Origin of the sequence: Janthinobacterium sp. CG_23.3, from assembly GCF_046115965.1 — a bacterium.
GTDB lineage: Bacteria > Pseudomonadota > Gammaproteobacteria > Burkholderiales > Burkholderiaceae_D > Janthinobacterium.
Window position 1 is genome coordinate 34,328 of the sequence record NZ_JBJXIB010000018.1, and the last position, 19,714, is coordinate 54,041.

General features: G+C 68.9%; 19 protein-coding genes. 12 read left to right on the forward strand and 7 right to left on the reverse strand.

Features of this window, described 5'->3' with window-relative positions:
• Positions 1-2 precede the first annotated feature (2 nt).
• The 6 genes from ACFDR9_RS07155 to ACFDR9_RS07180 form a co-directional block, all read right to left on the reverse strand.
• Entirely contained in the window at positions 3-2,465 is a 2,463-nt protein-coding gene (locus tag ACFDR9_RS07155) for a heavy metal translocating P-type ATPase (RefSeq protein WP_409030547.1), read from the reverse strand.
• Complete coding sequence (locus ACFDR9_RS07160) at positions 2,462-3,226, reverse strand: sulfite exporter TauE/SafE family protein (RefSeq protein ID WP_409030548.1); 765 nt, start codon at positions 3,224-3,226, stop codon at positions 2,462-2,464. Before ACFDR9_RS07160 ends, ACFDR9_RS07155 begins: the two co-directional genes overlap by 4 nt.
• A 10-nt stretch (positions 3,227-3,236) precedes the next feature.
• Positions 3,237-4,667 (reverse strand): oxygen-independent coproporphyrinogen III oxidase, encoded by a 1,431-nt coding sequence (gene hemN, locus ACFDR9_RS07165; RefSeq protein WP_017878230.1) that lies wholly within the window; start codon positions 4,665-4,667, stop codon positions 3,237-3,239.
• A gap of 35 nt (positions 4,668-4,702) precedes the next feature.
• Positions 4,703-6,358: a methyl-accepting chemotaxis protein gene (locus tag ACFDR9_RS07170; RefSeq protein WP_409030549.1), complete on the reverse strand. Its 1,656-nt coding sequence runs from the start codon at positions 6,356-6,358 to the stop codon at positions 4,703-4,705.
• A 252-nt stretch (positions 6,359-6,610) separates the two neighbouring features.
• Positions 6,611-8,719 (reverse strand): EAL domain-containing protein, encoded by a 2,109-nt coding sequence (locus ACFDR9_RS07175; RefSeq protein WP_409030550.1) that lies wholly within the window; start codon positions 8,717-8,719, stop codon positions 6,611-6,613.
• Between the two features lie 155 nt (positions 8,720-8,874).
• Positions 8,875-9,822: a DUF808 domain-containing protein gene (locus tag ACFDR9_RS07180; RefSeq protein ID WP_409030551.1), complete on the reverse strand. Its 948-nt coding sequence runs from the start codon at positions 9,820-9,822 to the stop codon at positions 8,875-8,877.
• Positions 9,823-10,035: 213 nt separating this feature from the next.
• Here ACFDR9_RS07180 and ACFDR9_RS07185 point away from each other — a divergent pair, with 213 nt between their 5' ends.
• From ACFDR9_RS07185 to ACFDR9_RS07215, 7 genes are all read left to right on the forward strand, one after another.
• Positions 10,036-10,680, forward strand: coding sequence for a LysE family transporter (locus ACFDR9_RS07185; RefSeq protein WP_017878234.1), 645 nt, complete (start codon positions 10,036-10,038; stop codon positions 10,678-10,680).
• Between the two features lie 6 nt (positions 10,681-10,686).
• Complete coding sequence (locus ACFDR9_RS07190; protein WP_409030552.1) at positions 10,687-11,514, forward strand: AraC family transcriptional regulator; 828 nt, start codon at positions 10,687-10,689, stop codon at positions 11,512-11,514.
• Between the two features lie 79 nt (positions 11,515-11,593).
• Positions 11,594-11,971, forward strand: coding sequence for a cupin domain-containing protein (locus ACFDR9_RS07195; protein ID WP_017878236.1), 378 nt, complete (start codon positions 11,594-11,596; stop codon positions 11,969-11,971).
• A 327-nt stretch (positions 11,972-12,298) separates the two neighbouring features.
• Positions 12,299-12,580, forward strand: coding sequence for a hypothetical protein (locus ACFDR9_RS07200; protein ID WP_409030553.1), 282 nt, complete (start codon positions 12,299-12,301; stop codon positions 12,578-12,580).
• A gap of 3 nt (positions 12,581-12,583) precedes the next feature.
• A complete protein-coding gene (locus ACFDR9_RS07205; RefSeq protein WP_409030554.1) occupies positions 12,584-12,871 on the forward strand; it encodes a hypothetical protein in 288 nt (95 codons plus the stop codon).
• Between the two features lie 105 nt (positions 12,872-12,976).
• Positions 12,977-13,597: a hypothetical protein gene (locus ACFDR9_RS07210; RefSeq protein WP_409030555.1), complete on the forward strand. Its 621-nt coding sequence runs from the start codon at positions 12,977-12,979 to the stop codon at positions 13,595-13,597.
• A gap of 133 nt (positions 13,598-13,730) precedes the next feature.
• Positions 13,731-15,269 (forward strand): DUF6600 domain-containing protein, encoded by a 1,539-nt coding sequence (locus tag ACFDR9_RS07215; protein WP_409030556.1) that lies wholly within the window; start codon positions 13,731-13,733, stop codon positions 15,267-15,269.
• A 73-nt stretch (positions 15,270-15,342) separates the two neighbouring features.
• Here ACFDR9_RS07215 and ACFDR9_RS07220 read toward each other — a convergent pair whose 3' ends face one another.
• A complete protein-coding gene (locus tag ACFDR9_RS07220) occupies positions 15,343-15,807 on the reverse strand; it encodes a phage regulatory CII family protein (RefSeq protein ID WP_409030557.1) in 465 nt (154 codons plus the stop codon).
• A 109-nt stretch (positions 15,808-15,916) separates the two neighbouring features.
• Here ACFDR9_RS07220 and ACFDR9_RS07225 point away from each other — a divergent pair, with 109 nt between their 5' ends.
• The 5 genes from ACFDR9_RS07225 (at position 15,917) to yfcF (ending at position 19,570) form a co-directional block, all read left to right on the forward strand.
• Positions 15,917-16,831 (forward strand): hypothetical protein, encoded by a 915-nt coding sequence (locus ACFDR9_RS07225; RefSeq protein ID WP_409030558.1) that lies wholly within the window; start codon positions 15,917-15,919, stop codon positions 16,829-16,831.
• A 1-nt stretch (position 16,832) separates the two neighbouring features.
• Positions 16,833-17,621: a DUF2491 family protein gene (locus tag ACFDR9_RS07230; protein WP_026133232.1), complete on the forward strand. Its 789-nt coding sequence runs from the start codon at positions 16,833-16,835 to the stop codon at positions 17,619-17,621.
• 49 nt (positions 17,622-17,670) lie between these two features.
• Positions 17,671-18,435: a hypothetical protein gene (locus ACFDR9_RS07235; RefSeq protein ID WP_017878241.1), complete on the forward strand. Its 765-nt coding sequence runs from the start codon at positions 17,671-17,673 to the stop codon at positions 18,433-18,435.
• A 129-nt stretch (positions 18,436-18,564) separates the two neighbouring features.
• Complete coding sequence (locus tag ACFDR9_RS07240) at positions 18,565-18,840, forward strand: DUF493 family protein (RefSeq protein ID WP_017878242.1); 276 nt, start codon at positions 18,565-18,567, stop codon at positions 18,838-18,840.
• A 106-nt stretch (positions 18,841-18,946) separates the two neighbouring features.
• Positions 18,947-19,570, forward strand: coding sequence for a glutathione transferase (gene yfcF / locus ACFDR9_RS07245; protein WP_409030559.1), 624 nt, complete (start codon positions 18,947-18,949; stop codon positions 19,568-19,570).
• Positions 19,571-19,714 lie beyond the last annotated feature (144 nt).

Below are 19,714 nucleotides of genomic sequence, written 5' to 3' on the forward strand. Positions count from 1 at the left end.
GCTCAGTTCCGGCGCAAGCGCAGCGCGTTGGCAATGACGACGGCCGAGCTGAGCGCCATGCCCAGCCCCGACAGCCAGGGGTTCAGATAGCCCAGCGCGGCGGCCGGGATCGCCAGCAGATTGTACAGCGTGGCCCAGGCCAAGTTTTGGCGGATCACCGCCATGGTCGCGGCGGCGGCGCGCGCCGTTTCGGCCACCGACGACAACCGGCCCGACAGCAGCACCGTGTCGGCGTGCGCCTGGGCCAGCGCGGCGCCCGAACCCATCGCGAATGAAACGTCGGCGGCGCTCAGCACGGCGGCGTCGTTGATGCCGTCGCCGACCATCGCCACCACCGCGCCGCCGGCTTGCAATTGCTGCACCACGCGCAGCTTTTCGTCGGGCAGGCATTCGCCCCTGGCGACGTCGATGCCCAGCCCGGCGGCGACGGCCTGGGTCAGCGCCTGTTGGTCGCCGCTGAGCAGGAGCACGCTCTTGCCGGCGGCGCGGAAATAGTCGACCACCGCGGCGGCGTCGGCGCGCAGCGCGTCGCTCAGCAGGAAACGCGCCAGCCATTCGCCCTCGGCGCCCAGGTACACCGGCGTCATGCCGGCGGTATCGGTGGCGCCGTCGGCGCGGCCCGGGCCGGCCAGTCCGGCGACAAAGGCGGCGTTGCCGAGCCGGTAGCGGCGCCCGTCCAGCGTGCCTTGCAAGCCCTGCCCGGGTATTTCCTCGACGGCCTCGGCGTGTGATTGCGGCACACCGGCCGCCTCGGCGTCGGCGGCCTCGACGATGGCGCGCGCCAGCGGATGGGCGCTGCCCGCCTCCAGCGCGGCGCCGACCCGTAGGCAGAGCTCGCGCGCCATCGCGCCCAGCGGTTCGACCCCGCGCACCACCGGCTTGCCCAGGGTCAGCGTACCGGTCTTGTCGAACACCACGTGGGTGGCGCGGTGCAGCGTTTCAAGTACGTGCGGCCGGACGATCAGCACGCCGCGCCGCAGCAACCGGTCGGTGGCGGCGGCCAGCGCCGACGGCGTCGCCAGCGACAGCGCGCACGGGCACGACACCACCAGCACGGCGATGGCGACCGGCCAGGCGCGCGCCGGTTCATACCAATACCAGAAGCCGAAGCTGGCCAGCGCGAACAGCAGCAGCGCGACCACGAACCAGGAGGCGACGCGGTCGGCCCACTGGGCGATCCGCGGCTTGCCCAGGCCGGCCCGTTCGACCAGTTTGATCAGGTCGGACAGCGTGCTCTCGCGCGCCGGCCGGCTGACGCGCAGCAGCACCGCCGCGCTGGCGTTGATGGCGCCGCCCGGCACCGCCTCGCCCGGCCCCTTGCGCTGGGCCGCGCTCTCGCCGGTCAGCAGCGCCATGTCGATCGCGGTGTTGCCTTCGATAATGATGGCGTCGGCGGCGATCGCCTCGCCCGGCTTGACCAGGATGACGTCGCCGGCGGCCAGCGCGGCGGCCGCCACCACCGTGGCGGCGCGGCTGCCGGGATAGCCGTCCAGCCGCGCGGCGCAGGCCGGCAGCGCGTGTTGCAGCCGCTCCAGCGCCGAGGCGGCCTTGCGCCGCGCCAGCAGTTCCAGGTAGCGGCTGCACAGCAGCAGGAAGATGAACATCGTGGCCGAGTCGAAATACACCTCGCCATGGCCGCGCCAGGTCGCCACCGCGCTGCCGGCGAAGGCGGCGATGATGCCCAGCGCCACCGGCACGTCCATGCCGGGCGCGCGCGCGCGCAGGCTGGCCCAGGCGCCCTTGAAAAACGGTTGCGCCGAGTAGCAAATCGCCGGCAGCGTCAGCAGCAGGCTGGCCCAGCGCATCAGGCCGGCGATGTTGTCGTCCATGGTGCCGTCGTCGGCCAGGTAGACCGGCACCGCGTACATCATCACTTGCATCATCGACAGGCCGGCGACGAATAGTTGCCGGCCCAGCGTCTTGGTGGCGCCGCGCAACTGCTCGCCGTGGCGCACCGCGTCGTACGGGTAGGCCGCGTAGCCGACCTGGCGCAGCGCCGCCAGGATGTCGCCGGGACGGCAGGCGTCCTTGCTCCAGCGCACGTACAGGCGCTCGGTGGCGACGTTCAGCTTGGCCGCCTGCACGCCGGGCAGGCGCGTCAGGCGCCGTTCGACCAGCCAGACGCAGGCGGCGCAGCGGATGCCCTCGACCGCCAGCGTCGTTTCGCAACTGGCCTCGTCGAGCGCGAAGCGGACGTCGGCGTTGTCGTACAGTTGCAGCTCGGGCGGCACCAGCTCGCTGCCGGCGGCGCTGGCGGCGAACGCCGAGCGGTCGCGGTAGTACGCGGCTTGGCCGATCTCGACGATGCTGCGCGCCACCGCCGCGCAGCCGGGGCAGCACATGGCGCGCGCGGCGCCGTCGATGTCGACCGGCCAGTCGGCGCCGGCCGGCAGCGGCAGGCCGCAGTGGAAGCAGCCGGCGTCGAGGTCGGCCGGCGCGCCGGCCATGGCCGGTTGCGCGCTCATGGGTGGCCCGTCAGGCACAGCGCGTCGAGCCAGCCCAGCGAGACGCCGTTGACCGCGCGCGCCAGGCCCAGCAGGCCGAAGGCCAGCACCAGCAGGCCGCCGGCCAGGCGCACGCCGCGGCGCCGCACGGCGGCGCGCAGGCGCGCGCCGACCAGGCCCAGCGCCAGCAGCGTCGGCAAGGTACCCAGGCCGAAGGCCAGCATCACCAGGGCGCCCTGCAGCGCCGAGCCGCTCAGCATGGCCGTCAGCAGCACGCTGTAGACCATGCCGCAGGGCAGCCAGCCCCACAGGCCGCCCAGCGCCAGCGCCTTCAGCGCGCTATCCATCGGCAGCAGCGGCTTCAACAGCGGTTGCACGCGGCGCCACACCAGGTTGCCGGCCGCCTCCAGCCGCGCCAGGCCGCGCCAGGCGTCCATCAGGTACAGGCCCAGCGCGACCAGCATCAGGTTGGCCATCCAGTAGAACGCCAGTTGCAGCCCGGCCAGGCGCAGCAGGTGGGCGGCGCCGCCGGCCAAGCCGCCGGCCAGCGCGCCGGCCGCCATGTAACTGGCGATGCGCCCGGCGTTGTAGGCGGCCACGCGCAGCGGCGCGCCGTCGTGCAAGCGCGCACCGGTGGCGGCGACGGCGATGGCGACCACCGGCCGCGGCCGCGGGCTGGAGGCGGCCGACAGCGCGCCGACGATGCCGCCGCACATGCCGATGCAATGGACGCTGCCGGCCAGGCCCACCATGAACACCGGTAGCAGGTTGAGCGCGCTCATGCCGGCGCCGTCAGACGGTCTTCGAGTAGCGCAGCGGTTGCGGCGCGTTCTCTTTGGCGGCGCTCAGGTAGCGGTCGAACACCATGCAGATATTGCGGATCAGCAGGCGCCCTTTCGGCGTCACGCTCAGCCACTCGGCGTCGATGGTCAGCAGGCCGTCCGCCTCGAACTCGGCCAGCTTGGCCAGCTCGGCCGCGAAATATGTCTTGAAGACGATCGGGTAACCCTGCTCGACCGAGGCGATGGACAGCTCGAAATTGCACATCAGCATCTGGATGATGATGCGGCGCAGCAGGTCGTCGGTGTCGAGCTTGATGCCGCGGGCGATCGGCAGGCGGCCCTCGTCGAGCTTTTCGTAATAGGCGTCGAGGGTTTTCTCGTTCTGGCTGTAGACCGCGCCCACCGAGCTGATGGCGGACACGCCGCAGGCGATCAGGTCGGCCTCGGCGCGCGTCGAATAGCCCTGGAAGTTGCGGTGCAGCCGGCCCTGGCGCTGCGCCACGGCCAGGTCGTCGCCCGGCTTGGCGAAGTGGTCCATGCCGATGTAGACGTAGCCGGCCGCCGTCAGGCGGGCGATGCACTGCCCCAGCATGGCCAGCTTGGTGGCGCTGTCGGGCATGTCGGCGTCGAGGATGCGCCGTTGCGGCTTGAACAGGTGCGGCATGTGGGCGTAGTGGTACAGCGCGATGCGGTCCGGGTCGGCCTTGATCACCTTGGCCAGGGTTTGCTCCATGCTGGCCAGGCTCTGCTTGGGCAGGCCGTAGATCAGGTCGATGCTGACCGAGCGGAAGCCGGCCTCGCGCGCGGCGGCGATGATGGCCACCGTTTCGGCTTCGGGCTGGATGCGGTTGACCGCCTTCTGCACCGCGGCGTCGAAATCCTGCACGCCCAGGCTGATGCGGTTGAAGCCCTGCGCGCGCAGCGACTGCACGCGCTCGCGGCTGACCGTACGCGGGTCGATTTCGATCGAATACTCGCCGGCGTCGTCGGGCGCGAACTCGAAGTGGTGGCGCAGGTGGGCCATCAAATCCTGCATCTGGCGGTCGCTCAGGTAGGTCGGCGTGCCGCCGCCGAAATGCAGTTGCTCGATCTGGTGCATGCCGGCGAACAGCTTGCCCTGCATGGTGATTTCCTGCTTCAGGTAGCTCAGGTAGGTGGCGGCCTTGGCGCGGTCCTTGGTGACGATCTTGTTGCAGGCGCAGTAATAGCAAACCGTGTCGCAAAACGGGATGTGGACGTACAGCGACAGCGGCCGGCGGCCGCCGCGCAGGCGCAGCGCGGCCAGCGCCTCGAGGAAATTGCCGTAGCCGAAGTCGGCCGAAAAGCGGTCGGCGGTCGGGTAGGATGTGTAGCGCGGCCCCGACTGGCTCAGTTTGCCGATGACGCCGGCGTCGAATTCGATGCTCGCGCCGGGCGCGGCGATGCTGTGGGATGGGGACATAAAATCGATTCTCGAAAAGCGGGTCGGGGTGCGGTTCAGGCCGCCAGGCGCTTGAGGCCCCGCGGCGCCGGCTTGGCCGGGGCGGCGCGGGCCGGGCGCTGCCTTGGCTGCGGCTGCGGCAACTTGCCGAACTTGAACAGGCTGACCGCCTGCGTCAGGTGGCCGGCCTCCTCGGCCAGGCTGGTCGCGGCGGCTGCGGCCTCCTCCACCAGCGCGGCGTTTTGCTGCGTCACCTGGTCCATGTGGGCGATCGCCTGGTTGACCTGGTCGACGCCGACGCTCTGCTCGCGCGAGGCCAGCGAAATGCTTTGCATGATCGTCGTCACCTGTTGCACCGAGCTGACCACCTGCTCCATGGTCGAGCCGGCCCGGTTCACCTGCACCATGCCGGCGCTAACCTTGCCAACCGAAATTTCGATCAGGTTTTTGATGTCCTTGGCCGCCGTCGCCGAGCGCTGGGCCAGGTTGCGCACCTCGCCGGCGACCACCGCGAAACCGCGGCCCTGCTCGCCGGCCCGTGCCGCCTCGACGGCGGCGTTCAGCGCCAGGATGTTGGTCTGGAAGGCGATACCCTCGATCAGGCTGATGATGTCGACGATTTTGCGCGACGAGGCGTTGATGTCGCCCATCGTCGTGATGACGTCGGCGACGATCTCGCCGCCCTCGACGGCGACCTTGGAGGCGGCCACGGCCAGCACGTTGGCCTCGATCGAATTGTCGGCGTTTTGCTTGACGGTGGCCGAGAACTGCTCGACGCTGGAGGCGGTCTCCTCCAGGCTGGCGGCTTGCGACTCGGTGCGCCCGGACAGGTCGACGTTGCCGGCGGCGATCTGCCGGGTCGCCACCGCCATCGTTTCGACGTTGACGCGCACGTCGCGGATGGTGGCGATCAGGTTGCTGTTCATTTGCTGTAGCGCGCGCAGCAGCTGGCCGACCTCGTCGGTGCTGACGGTGTCGAAGCTGCCCGACAGGTCGCCGGCGGCGATGGCGCGGGCGCCGCCGACGGCCTTGTTGAGGGGGCGCAGCACCGACACGCGCAGCGTGTACCACAGGAAGACGTTGACCAGGAAGCCCAACAGGGTGGCGCCGAAGATGCCGTAGTTGCTCGCCGGCGAGCCGGTCGAGAACAACACCGCGGCGCACACGCCCAGTTGCAGCGTGTTGACGACGCTGGTGCACAGCCAGATGCGCATCGCCAGCGACATGTGGCCCAGGTTGGCCACCAGGTGTTTCAGGCCGGTGTGCATGAGCTGGCCGTTCTTGATGCGCAAGCCCTGCGCCTTGCCCTGTTTGAAGGCGGCGTAACTACGCTGCGCGGCGGCGACCTCGGCGCGCTCGGGCTTGACGCGCACCGACATATAGCCGACCGTCTTGCCCTGGTCCATGATCGGCGTGATGTTCGCGCGCACCCAGTAGAAGGCGCCGTTCTTGCAGCGGTTCTTTACCAGTCCGGTCCACGGCGTGCCGGCCTTGAGCGAGGTCCACAGGTCGGCGAAGGCCTCGACCGGCATGTCGGGATGGCGCAGGATATTTTGCGGCTCGCCGATCAGTTCGGCCTCCAGGTAGCCGCTGATCTGGCAAAAATACGGGTTCACATAGGTGATGTCGCCGTTCAAATCGGTTTTGGAGACGATGGCCTGGTCGTCCATCACATGGACTTCTTGTTGGCTAATTGGCAGGTTTTGGCGCATCGCGACTCTCCGGAACAAATGGGTGTGGTAACTCTTGCGCAATTGCAAGAGACGACCAAGTGTACGGAGTCGTGTCGGCAAATTTATTGATATAGATCAAAAACCCCAATATTGGGCAGAATGAGGATGGTCGGAAAGATATCGTTTTTTGCTCATCGGAGCGGCCGCCGGCGCTGTTAAAACCAGAGGCGTTACCCCAGGGTCTCACCCCGGCTCTTTGCCTTGGCGTGATTTTCAACGCCGCCAACGCGCTTAATCCAGCCCCGGCGTCAGCGGGCGCAGCCGGCCGACCGCGTAACCCTGGGCGTAGTCGACGCCCAGTTCGCGCACCACCTCCAGCGTGGCCTCGTCCTCGACGTATTCGGCCACCGTCTTCAAGCCCATTACGTGGCCGACCTCGTTGATTGCCTTCACCATCGCGCGGTTGATGGCGTTGTTGGCGATGTCGCGCACGAAGATGCCGTCGATCTTCAGGTAGTCGACCGGCAGCGCCTTCAGGTAGCCGAACGAGGAAAATCCGCTGCCGAAGTCGTCGAGCGAGAAGCGGCAGCCCAGCGTTTTCATCCGGCCCATGAACACCTGCGCCTTCGGCAGGTTGGCGATGACCGCCGTTTCGGTGATTTCAAAGCAAATCTGCTCGGGCGCCACCTCGTGCTCGACGAACTGCTCGGTGATGTACTCCTGCAACTTGGCGTCGCCCAGCGACACCCCCGACAGGTTGACCGAGTACAGCGCCGGGCTGCGCCGGTGGCTTTCCTCGAACGCCTCCAGCGGCGTCAGGCTGTCGCGCACGCTCTTGATGTGGTGGCAAACCGCGCGGATGACCCAGCGGTCGATCGACACCATCAGGTCGTAGCGCTCGGCGGCCGGGATGAAGGCGCCCGGCAGGATCAGGTCGCCCTTGGCGTTGAGGATGCGGATCAGCACCTCGTCGTGGCTTTCGGCGTGCGTGTGCAAGTGCACGATCGGCATCGCGTAGAGGCGGAAGTGCTGCTGCTCGAACGCCTCGTTCAGGCGCGCCACCCACTGCATCTCGCCCTGGCGCCGCGCCAGCATCAGGTCCGACTCGCGGTACACGTGGATGCGGTTGCGGCCCTGCTCCTTGGCCAGGTAGCAAGCCTGGTCGGCGGCGATCAGCAGCTCCGTCATCGACTTGCTTTGCTCGTTGACCTCGACCAGGCCGATGCTCACGCCCAGCTCGAAGCTGCGCTCGTCCCAGGTAAAGCGGAAGTCCTTGATCGACTGGCGGATCTGCTCGGCGATCAGATGCGCGTGGTCGGGCGGACAGTGCGGCAGCAGCACGCCGAGCTCGTCGCCGCCCAGGCGCGCCAGGATGTCGCTGTCGCGCATTGGCCCCTGCAGCATTTTCGCCAGAAGTTGCAGCAGCACGTCGCCGGCGCCGTGGCCGCAGGTGTCGTTGATGATCTTGAACTGGTCCAGGTCCATGTACAGCAGCGCGTGCACGTGGCCGTCCTGCTTCGACGCGTGCAGCGCGGCGGCGACCTGGTTCTCGAACTCGCGCCGGTTGATCAGCCCGGTCAAGGCGTCGTGCGTCGCTTGCCACGACAGTTGCTGGCTCAGCTTGCGTTCGTGGCTGACGTCGCGGAACACCACCACCGCGCCGAGGATAGCGCCGTCGCGCGACCAGATCGGCGCGGCCGAGTCCTCGACGGCGATGCGCCGCCCGTCGCGCGTGACCAGCATGCTGTGCGAGGACACGCCGATGGCTTGGCGCTGGCGCAGGCATTTCAGCGCCACGTGCTCGATCGGCTCGCCGCTGGCCTCGTCGACCAGCGCCAGCGTGGCGCCGATGTCGAGGCCGCGCGCCAGCGCCGTGGTCCAGCCGGTCAATTGTTCGGCGACCCGGTTCAGGTAGCGCGTCTTGCCGTCGGCGTCGGTGGTGATGACGCCGTCGCCGATCGAGCCCAGCGTGACCTCGGCGAGGTCCTTGCGCTCGGCCGCGCGCAGCTCCTTGAGCATGCGCTCGGTGACGTCCCAGATGATGCCCAGCGTGCGCTCGGGCGCGCCGGCGGCGTCGCAAAACACCCGCGCCTTGGCCGCCAGCCAGCGTACCGACTGGTCCGGCGCCTGCACGCGATATTCCAGTTCGTAGCCGGTGCGGCGGTCGACGCCGTCCTGCAGCACGGCGGTGACGCGTTCGCGGTCTTCCGGATGGACGAACGCCAGGAAGTCGTTGAACGCATGGGTGAGCGGTTCGGCTTTCAGGCCCAGCAGCGCGGCGCCCTGCGCCGACCAGCTGACGGTGCCGTCGGCCACCCTGCCGTTGACGATGCGGGAATCCCAGATGGCCATACGCGCCGCGTCCAGCGCCAGTTGCAAACGTCGTTGAAGGTCACTCATCGGCATGTCCGCGCACCCAATAAAAAACCGGCGGCACCGTTGCCGCCATGGTGATGGTTGGATGGCGCCCGCGGCCGGAGGTTCCCCGGGGTTACGTCTTGGGGCTTAACGAGTTCCACGCGGAAGCCGCCAAAACGGCGTTCCGGCGCCGGCCCTTACGGCTGGCCTTTGACCGCGCGCCACGCCCGCGTCACCGCGCTCACGCCCAGCAGCGCCAGCGCGCCGGCGGCGACCCCGGCCAAGGCGTCGAGCACGGTCGGCGTCGCCGCCTCCAGCGTCGGGCCGACCAGCGCCAGCGTACCGGCGGCCTGGGCGGCGTGGTGGATCACCTGGTGCGCGCCGGGCAGGCCGTGGGTCAGGATGCCGCCGCCAACCATGAACATGGCGACCGTGCCGATCACCGACAAGGCCTTCATCAGTTGCGGCGCGGCGGCCAGCAGCAGGCGGCCGAAGCCGCGCACCAGTTGGCGGCCGGCGCCGGGGCGCTGGCTCAGGTACAGGCCGGCGTCGTCGAGCTTGACGATGCCGGCCACCAGGCCGTACACGCCGAACGTCATGGCGACGGCGATGCCGGCCACCACCGCCACCTGCTGGCCGAACGGCGCCTCGGCGACGGTGCCCAGCGCAATGACGATGATCTCGGCCGACAGGATGAAGTCGGTGCGGATGGCGCCCTTGATCTTGTCCTTCTCCAGCGCCACCAGGTCGATGCTCGGGTCGACCAGGGCCTGCGTCAGCACGGCGTGGTGCCGGGCGTCCTCGGCCTCGCTGTGCATCAGCTTGTGGGCGATCTTCTCGAAGCCCTCGAAGCACAGGTAAACCCCGCCGAGCATTAGCAGCGGCGTGATGGCCCACGGCGCCAGCGCGCTGATGGCCAGCGCCGACGGCACCAGGATCGCCTTGTTCTTCATCGAGCCGACGCCGACCGCCCACACCACCGGCAGTTCGCGCTCGGCGCGCACGCCCGACACCTGCTGCGCGTTCAGCGCCAAGTCGTCGCCCAGCACGCCGGCGGTTTTCTTGGCGGCGACCTTGCTCATCAGGGCGACGTCATCGAGGATGCTGGCGATGTCGTCGAGCAGGGCTATCAGGCTGCTGGCCATCTCAGCGCCCTCCCCATGCGGCGGAATGGGCGGAGGCGGACGTGCGGGCGGGAATTGTCATGGGGCTCTTGTGCATTGAGAAATATACGCGGAATCTTACCTCAGAGCGGCAAGGAGCGCTGCACTTACGCACGCGCCGGGGGCGCGGCCAGCGGGGCCGCCGCGCTACCTGTAGAATTGTTGCTCCCCCTCTATTTTTATGATGGAACGCGCATGAGCTTTGCCACCTGGATCGGATTTGTCATCGCCGCCTGCATCATCGCCGTCTCGCCGGGCTCCGGCGCCGTGTTGTCGATGTCGCACGGGCTGTCGTACGGCGTCAAGAAAACCAGCGCCACCATCGCCGGCCTGCAGGTCGGCCTGATCGTCATCCTGATCATTGCCGGCGCCGGCGTCGGTTCGCTGCTGCTGGCCTCCGAGCTGGCGTTCAACGTCGTCAAGACGGTCGGCGCGCTGTACCTGATCTACCTCGGCCTGAGCCAGTGGCGCGCCAAGGTGCAGGTGGGCGGCGTCGCCGCGGCCGGGGCGCGCAGCGAACTGCCGTCGTTGCAAAAACGCCTGCTGACCGGCTTCCTGACCAACGCCACGAACCCGAAAGGCATCATCTTCATGGTCGCGGTGCTGCCGCAATTCATCGACGGCGCCGCCCCGCTGCTGCCGCAACTGCTGATACTCGGCGTGACCATGTGCAGCATCGACCTGGTGGTGATGCACAGCTACGCCTACCTGGCCGCGTCGATGCAGCGTTATTTCCGCGACGCCGGCGCGGTAAAAAAGCAAAACCGCTTCTTCGGCGGCATGCTGATGGCCGTCGGCACCGCGCTGTTCTTCGTCAAGCGCGGCGGCGCCCACGCCTGACGCGCCATGGCCATGGCCAACCAGGGCGGCGACTGGATCCAGCGCGCCCCGCCCGGCGGTAAACTGGAGCGCATCGAGGCCTTCTTTGCCGGCCACGGCTACGCTCCGCACCGCCACGACACCTACGCGATCGGCAAGACGCTGGCGGGGGTGCAAAGCTTCCGCTACCGGGGCGGGCAGTGCAACAGCGTTCCCGGCGGCACCATGGTGCTGCACCCCGACGAGGTGCACGACGGCGAGGCCGGCACGGCGGACGGCTTCCAGTACCGCATGCTGTATGTCGAGCCGGCGCTGATCCAGCAGGTGCTGGGCGGCAAGCCGCTGCCCTTCATCCAGGGCGGCCTGTGCGCCGATCCGCGCCTGGGCGCGGCCACCGCCGCCCTGCTGGCTAGCCTGGACGGCGCGCTCGACCCGCTGCAGGAAGACGACGCGCTGTTCGACCTGGCGCGGGCCTTGAGCGCGGCGGCCGGCGCGCCGCCGCGGCGGCACACTGTCGATTATTTGGCGGCCGAGCGCGCGCGCGGGTTCATCCATGGCGCGCTGGAACGCAGCGTCACGCTGGACCAGCTGGAACGGGAAAGCGGGCGCGACCGCTGGAGCCTGTCGCGCGACTTCCGGCTGCTGTTCGGCACCTCCCCTTACCGTTATCTGACCATGCGCCGCCTCGACCTGGTGCGCGCGTTGCTGTTGCAGGGACTGTCGCTGGCCGAGGCGGCGCTGCGCGCCGGCTTCAGCGATCAAAGCCATATGACGCGCCACTTCGGCAAGACCTACGGCATGTCGCCGGCGCGCTGGCTGGCAATGCGCGCCAGCGCGGCGCCCCGGACGCGCTAAGGTCCGCACAAACGTACAAGACGCGCCGCGCGGCCCCGCTTATTCTGGACGCTTACGAACCAGCCACAGGAGCGGCCAGATGAATATCGATCACCATCAAAGTACTAACTTCGCGCAGAAATTCAGCCTGTTCAAGGAGCAGTGGACGCCCAAGGTCATCGCCGAAATGAACGACTACCAGTTCAAGATCGCGCGCTTGCAGGGCGACTTCGTCTGGCATAGCCACGCCGCGACCGACGAGACCTTTATCGTGTTGGAGGGGGAGTTGCGCATCGACTATCGCGACGGCCACGTGATCGTGTCGCAGGGCGAGATGGTGGTGGTACCGAAGGGTGTCGAACACAAACCGTCGGCCGGGCGGGAAGTCAAACTGCTGCTGATCGAGCCGCGCGGCGTACTCAACACGGGGGAGGAGGCGGTGGGCGAGCGCACCGCCGTCAACGACGTGTGGTTGTAGTCGACGCGGGCCGCGAACGCCGAAACCCGGCCGAAGGCAACGAGCCGGGGTCAGGCCTTCTCGCCTTGGCGCGAGGGGTCCGACCCCAGTTTCACGCCCTTGGTGTGGATGACGGGCGCGGCGCGACGCCTTAAACGATGCCGCTGGCGCCCGCTTTCGGCGGCCGCTGGCGGCCCTTTTCCTCGCGGTCAGGCTGCCGTGCTTGTACGAATGGACTTGGCCGGCCTGGTCCTGGAAGGTGTTCGAATTGACGGCGTCGAAACTGAGGCCGTAGCCGCCGGCGATGTCGCGCAGCGCGGCGGTGTCGCTGACCTTGTCCCAGGGGAAGTGCGGCGACACCGTCGGCGCGCCCGCGTCAGTTGGTGGATCACGCCGCAGTCCTCGATTTTCTCGAGCGCGCCGCGCGGCTCGCCGACGCCGGAGAAGCGGGCGAAGCGGGTGCCGCCGGTGCCGGCGCCCCAGCTCGGCAGCGCCACCCATACCATGGACGCGCTGCCGCGGCATCCGCTGATGCGCCGCTGGTGGACCCACATGGCCGACTTGATGGACACCAACGCCGGGCTGGCGCCGCTGACGTCGCCGCTGCAGCCGATGTTCCACCTGGACTGAAGAATGAATCAAAACACGAATGTCACGACGGCCACGGCGGTGTTCAACATCGGCCAGACCAACGTCAAGCTGACCCTGCTCGACGACGACGGCGCCGTGCTGGCCGAGCGGCGCGGCCCGAACGGCATCGTCGCCGGCGGCGAAGTGACGTCGCTGGGTTGCCACACCGACCTGCGGGAGCCGCTGCGGCGGCGCCCGTCGACGCTGGTGGCGCAGATGGGTTGGCAGGATAAATTCCCGCCGCTGCGGCCGGCGTGGAGCGTGCGCTCGGCCCCTTGCGCCGGGACTTGAGCGAACGCACCGGCCTGCCGCCCCCACTGCCAGGTCTTATGCGGCATCCACGACAGCAACGCCTCGCTGCTACGCCATATCGGCGCCGGCGCGCCGGCCTGCACGGTGCTGTCGACCGGCACCTGGGTCATCGCCGCGGCGCTGGGCGCGCCGCTCGACCGCCTGGACGAGGGCGCCGACATGCCGGCCAACGTCAACGCGCTGGGACAGCCGGTCGCCTGCATGCGCTTCATGGGCGGGCGCGAGTTCGCCGGGCCGGCCGGCACCGACGCGGCGCCCTGCGGCCCGGCCGAGCTGGAACGGCTGGTCGGCCGGGGCACGATGGCGCTGCCCTGCTTCTCGGCGTCGGGCGGGCCGTTTGTCGGCCGCGCCGGAAAAATCCTCGGCGCGGCGCCGGAGACGCCGGCCGAACGCTACGCGCTGGCCACGCTGTATTGCGTGTTGATGAGCGACTATTGCCTGGACGCGCTGGGCGCCACCGGGCCGGTGGTGGTGGAAGGCTCGTTTACCGACAACGCCCACTTCGCGCCCTTGCTGGCCGCCTTGCGCGCCGGCCGCGAGGTGGCGGTCTCGGACGACGCCAGCGGCACCGTGTGCGGCGCCTGGATGCTGCGGCACTGGGGCCGCCAGCCGGCCGCCAACGGCCGCGCGGCGGTGCCGCTGGCGCTGGCCGGCTGGCCGGCCTACCGCGCGCGCTGGCGGGCGTTGCTGGCGGCGCCGGCCTAGGTCCCGCTCCTTGTGTCCGCCTTGCCGCCGGTACACTGTGAAAACATTTGTAAGCCCGCTTGCGGGCCAGCCGGCTGCGCTTTAATCTGGACGAACTGGACGCCACGTCCGGCTTCTCCACAGGGAGCGCGCCATGCGATTGACCTTGCTCAAGCAATTCCTCCCGCTGGCGCTGGCGGCGTGCGTGCCGCAGGCGCTGGCCGACCCGCCGGCGCTGGTCGGGCGCATCTCCGCCGTGGACGGCCAGGGCCAGGTGCTGGTACGCAGCGGCGCCGACAGCAACGCCGCCGCGTTGAACTGGCCGGTCACCAGCGACAACGTCATCACCACGCGGCGCGGCGCCGGCGCCGAGTTCCGTGTCGGCTCGGGCGCGGTGCGCCTGGCCGGCGACTCCGAACTGGAGGTGGTGGAACTGGACGACGACAGCTTCAAGTTGCGGCTGCGTTACGGCAGCGTCGGCGTGCGCCTGGCCAACCCCGACATGCTGTCGGGCTTCGCGCTGGAAACCGAACAGGCGCGCGTGCTCATGCTTGAACCCGGCCAGTTGCGGGTCGAGGCCGGGCGCGAGGTGGGCGCCAGCGTGGTCGGGGTGGTGGCGGGGGCGGTTGAAGTCGACAGCGCCACCGGCCGCTTCGCGCTGCGCGCCGGCCAGCGCGCCGACATCCGCGCCGACGCCGTGCGCACCGCGCAGTTGCGGCGCGACGCGTTCGACGACTGGCCCGACGCGGCCGCCGCGCCGGCGGCGCTGCGCTACCTCAGCGACGACGTTACTGGTTACGAGGAGCTGGACCGCTACGGCAGTTGGCGCGACGACGCGGAATATGGCCCGTTGTGGCTGCCGGGCGCGCTGCGTGCCGGCTGGACGCCCTACAGCGACGGCCGCTGGAGCTGGATCGCGCCGTGGGGCTGGACTTGGATCGACAACGCGCCCTGGGGCTATGCGCCGTCGCATTACGGCCGCTGGGTACTACTGCGGCAGCGCTGGCACTGGGCGCCGGGGCGCGGCAGGGAGCGCCAAGTATGGGCTCCGGCGCTGGTGGGCTGGCCCGGCGGCAACCATACGCATACCAAGCCGGCCGGACCCGGCGCGCAGCGGCCCGCCAGCGGCTGGGTTCCGCTGGCGCCGCACCAGCGCTACGTTCCGGGCTACCGCACGGCGGCGGAACAAGAGTGGCGCCAGGAGTGGCGCCGCGGGCATAGGCAGGACGGCGCGCCGGACCGGGTCGATGCGTGGCGCCAGCGCGACCGTTCCAGCGCCTGGCACGAGCGCGACCGCCATCCAGGCGGCGTGACCGTGACGCCGCCTGGCAGGCCGCGCAACCAGACGCTGACGACGGCGCCGCCGGATGCCGGCGCGGCGCCAGCGGCGCAGCTGCCGCACCGGCCCGACTGGGGCGGGCAGCGTCCTTGGTCTGGTCGCATGCGTACCGAGACAGAACCGGCATCGCCGGCAACGCAGCATCCCGGGCGCGAGCGCAGGGAACACGAGCGTGAGCGTGGCCAGCGCGGCGCGGCGGCCGACACCGCGCGGCCGCAGCCGCAGCAAGCACCGCCGGTGATGCGGGCGCAGCCGAGCGCGCCGGCGCCGGCGGCCGCCGCGCGTCCCGAGCAGCAAAGCAGGGAGGCCGCGCGTGAACGCCTGAACGACCGCAGGAGCGGCATCAAGCCGTGATAGGCCGATTTTGTAGGTCGGGTTAGCCCAACGGGCGTAACCCGACTGGCGTCGACAGCGGCTTCGGCGTTGCTCAGGCGGCGTCGGTGCGCAGGCGGATGCGGGCGCGCCATTCGCCCAGCGCGGCGAGCGCGCCGTGGAATTCGCGCTCGATCAGGTCGGCTTCGGCCAGTGTCACGCGGCCGTCCATCAGCGCGGTCGAGACGGCCGCCGCCACCGATCCCACCTGGCTCATCACCAGGCACACGGTTTGCGACAGGTCGTCGCTGCTCACCTGCTCCGGCCGCGGCACGACGAAGGCCGCCATGCCGTGGCGCACCAGCAGCGCGTGCAGCGGCAACATTGCGTCGTCGACGCCGGCGCGCTGGCAATGTTCGATGATTGCTGAGACTTCTTCAAACGATGGATAATGCGATGCGATGGTCGGCGCCAGTTTGTTGCGCAGGACGTTGACGGATATGCCCATGCATTGCGCCAACGCATCGACCCCGCCGGGATAGCCGCGCGCCACCTTGTAGAGCGCGTCGTGTTGATTCATGTCCAGATATTTTCGTGTCATGGTGAAGTGAGCCTTTTATTACCGATGCATAACGCCATATAGGCTGCTATGCTCCTTTTCAACCGAGTTTATAGCATAAGAGACAACGATGAAGTCATTCAAGATCGCACTGCTTGCGGCCCTGCTGCTGCCTCTGGGGGCGCATGCCCTGTCCGATTCTCGTCCGGCCAACAAGTCGTCTGGCACCTCGTCGTCGTACAAGAGCGGTTTTTCGTCGCAAAAGAAGGCGCCGGCCAGAAGCTACGAGGCGCGTCCGGCCCCGAGCGGCGAGAAGCCGTCGTTCGGCACGTTCGGCTCGCGCCAGCCGGCGGCCGCGCCGCGTCCGGCGCCATCGTATGGCGACGATGCCGCGCCGAAACGGCCGGGTGGCGGCTTCGGCTCGTTTGGCAGCGCCCGCGGCGGCGACGCGCCGGCCCCGGGCAAGTCGGATTCGGCGTTGTCGAGGGAGCTGGAGCAAAAAAGCGCCAACGCCAACGCCTTAAAGACGCTCGACGCGCGCCGTGCCGCCGCCGCCGCCGCTGCGGCCGCGCCGCCGCCGCTGGACCCGGTGCAGCAGGCGAACCGGCAGCAGGCGAACCAGCAACAGCCTTACGAGCGGCCGAACCAGCCCTCGTATGAGCAGCAATCGGGGCGGACTTCTATGCCGCAGAGCAATGTTAGCTGGGGCAACGTGTTGACGGGATTCATGCTGGGCCGCTCGACCGGCGCCAGCGCCGGCAACGGCGGCTACCCGTCGGGCAATGGCGCGGGCAACCAAGGCGTCAACCAGGGCGTCAACCAAGGCAACGCCAACCTCGGCGCGGCCGCCGGCGCCGGCAGCATCGGCAGCGCCGCCGGCCTGCCGGCGGCGGCGGCGGCGCCGTCGTTCGGCGCGACCGTGCTGCGCACCTTCGCCTGGCTGGCGCTGCTGGGCGGCTTGGGCTGGTTGATTTACTTCGGCGTCAAGCGCTTCAAGCGCGCCGGCGCGCGCAGCGGCGCGAACTACTCCTTTGAAAGGGAATGAGATGGGTTGGAAAGATGCATTTGAATACATGCGCGGCGTCGCCTCCAAGCGCGGCGTCGACACCCAGGCGCGGCGCGAGGACGAGGGCTTGCCGCTGGGCGCGCGCATCGGCAGCGTGGTCAAGTTGCAGCAGTCGCCGTTCATCCGCGCCAACAGCAACGGTTCACTGATCACCTTGCCTAGCCCGAGCGATACGCGGGTGCTGGCGGTGTCGCAGATCAAGCTGAACATGGCGGGCGGCTTGTACCGCTATTACCTGGCCACGGGCGACATCGACGCCAAGGAGAAGTTCCTGCAAGTGTTCCGCAACGCCCAGGGCGAGATCGCCGAGCTGATGTATTGCACCCAGCTGGCGCGGGTGGTGCCGGAGACGGCCGAGGACCAGGACGCCTACACCGGCGGGTCCGGCCACGGCCTGGGCGACCCCAGTTACACGCTGTGGCGCGAGCAGCTCGGCGACATCGGCCTGGACGAGGCCGAACTGGACCTGGTGTTCGGCGACAGCGACCGCCTCGACTACCGGCGCGACGCCGGCGACCCGGCGGCCGAGTTCGTCGCGCCGTTCACCGGCACCGAGGTGCGCCTGGACGACGCCGCCGGCGCCCGCGGCTTGAAGCAGGAGATGTACTTCATGCCCTACGTGCGCGAGCTGCAGGGCGGCGGGCTGGAGTATTTATTGATCACAACGGAAATAATCGCCAGCGTCAACGGCGATGCGTCACAACGCGGTATCCACGTCGACTTCGTCATTGGCATACCGGTTGAGCAGGAGCGGCTCGTCATCCAATAGGGCGGACGGCCAATATGTGGTGTTTTCAAATTCTACGAGAGGAATACAAATGAGCAATTCGAATGGCTGGGGTTTGACCGCGCGCCTGATTTCCAAACACTTCGGCGTGCTGGGCGACCGCGTCTCCGAGGCGATCGCCAATTTCGATCCCGAGACGGCGACCGAAGCCGACCGCGACCGCCTGGCCGACACGCTGCGCTCGACCGCGCAAAAGCTGGCGGCGGCGCGCGCCTCGTTCGAGAAGGAGCACGCCGACGTGGTCAAGCTGCGCAACCTGATCGCCACCGACGAGAAGGCCACCGACACGCTGGGCGAGCGCCTGGCCGCCGGCAAGATTTCGGAGGCGACCATCAACCTGTTCTGCGACGAGCTGGAGTCGAACAAGGCGCGCCTGCCGCAGGAAGTGCAGGAAGAGGCGGACGCCCAGCAATACATGGACGAGTTGCAAAAGATCGTCGACGCGCTGTCGAAACAGCTGTCCGACTTCGACGCCGCCGCCAAGAAGGCGTTGCAGGCGCTGGCCACCGCCAAGGCGCAAAAGGACTTGCAGGCGATCCGCAGCGAGCGCCAGAGCCAGTTGGCCGGCCTGTCCGGCCTGCAAGGCAACTCGAGCGCGCTGGAAGCGCTGACGCGGCGCGCCCAGACCGTTAGCAACGAGGCGGCCGGCATGCGCATCGTCGCCGACATCGGCCAGCGCCCAATCGACCAGGCGGCCGAAATCGAGGCCATCCGCAAGTCGGTCAGCCAGGCCGACACGGCCGGCGAGTCGACGCTGGAACGCCTGAAGCGCCTGTCGGCCAAGAGCGCCGCGTAAAGGCTGCGGCCGGCCCCCGCCATGAAGGCGGGGGCCGGCCGGCGGATTTTCGCTACAATACCAGGCGGGGGTGGCGCAACACGGCGCCGTTCCCGCCTGGTTTTTTTTACTACTTTGACTGGAATACATATGGAAACGATCCCCCGCAGCGAATCCCTGATCGAGTACCCAAGCGACTTCCCGATCAAGGTGATGGGTCCGACCCATATCGACTTCGCGCCGACCATTACCGAAGTCGTGCTCGGCTTCGACCCGACCTTCCACGCCGGGCGCCTGGAAGCGCGCCCCTCGCCCAAGGGCAACTACACCGGCCTGACCGTGATGGTGCGCGCCACCAGCCGCGAACAGCTCGACGCGCTCTACACGGCGCTGTCGGCGCACCCGATGGTCAAGATCGTCATGTAATTGTTTGTGAATGGAATTCACAAACAAGTCGAATATATAACGTTACGCGGCGCGCCGGGCCGGGCTTAAGATGGTTGGCCTACCCCATCCACCGACCGGAGCCACGATGTCTGCGCACGCCCTGAAACTGTACACCGACCGCCATTTCCACAGCCCGTACGCGATGTCGGTGTTTGTCGGGCTGACCGAGAAAAAGCTGGCGTTCACGCTGGAGACGGTCGACCTCGACATCGGCCAGGAAAAGCTGGCGCCGTACCGCGACCTGGCGTTGACGGCGCGCGTGCCGGCGTTGCAGCACGACGGCTTCGTGCTGAGCGAGTCCAGCGCCATCGTCGAATACCTCGACGAGGTGTTCCCGGCGCCCGGCTACGCGGCGCTGCTGCCGGCCGAGCCGCGCCAGCGCGCCCGCGCGCGGCAGATCCAGGCCTGGTTGCGCAGCGACCTGCTGGCGCTGCGCGCCGAGCGCAGCACCCGCGTGGTCTTCGTCGGCCCGGTAGACACGCCGCTGTCGCAGGACGGCCAGGCCGCCGCCGACAAACTTATCCGCATTGCCGACAGCCTGGTCGACGGCGCCCACCTGTTCGGCGCCTGGAGCATCGCCGACACCGACCTGGCGCTGATGCTCAACCGCCTGATCCTCAACGGCGACCCGGTGCCGGCCAAGCTGCGCGACTACGCCGCCGGCCAATGGCGGCGCGACGCCGTGCAGCAGTGGCTGCAACCGCGCTGAGGACCCCAGCCCTTTGCCCGTGGTTTTACTGCCCTCATGGCGCAGCGCGCAGGGCGATTGCATGAAGGATCAGATGGCCAGGCCCAACACCTTGCCAAGGTAGTCGGCGTTCCAGCCCGCCTTTAGGCGCTTGGAGGCGACGCC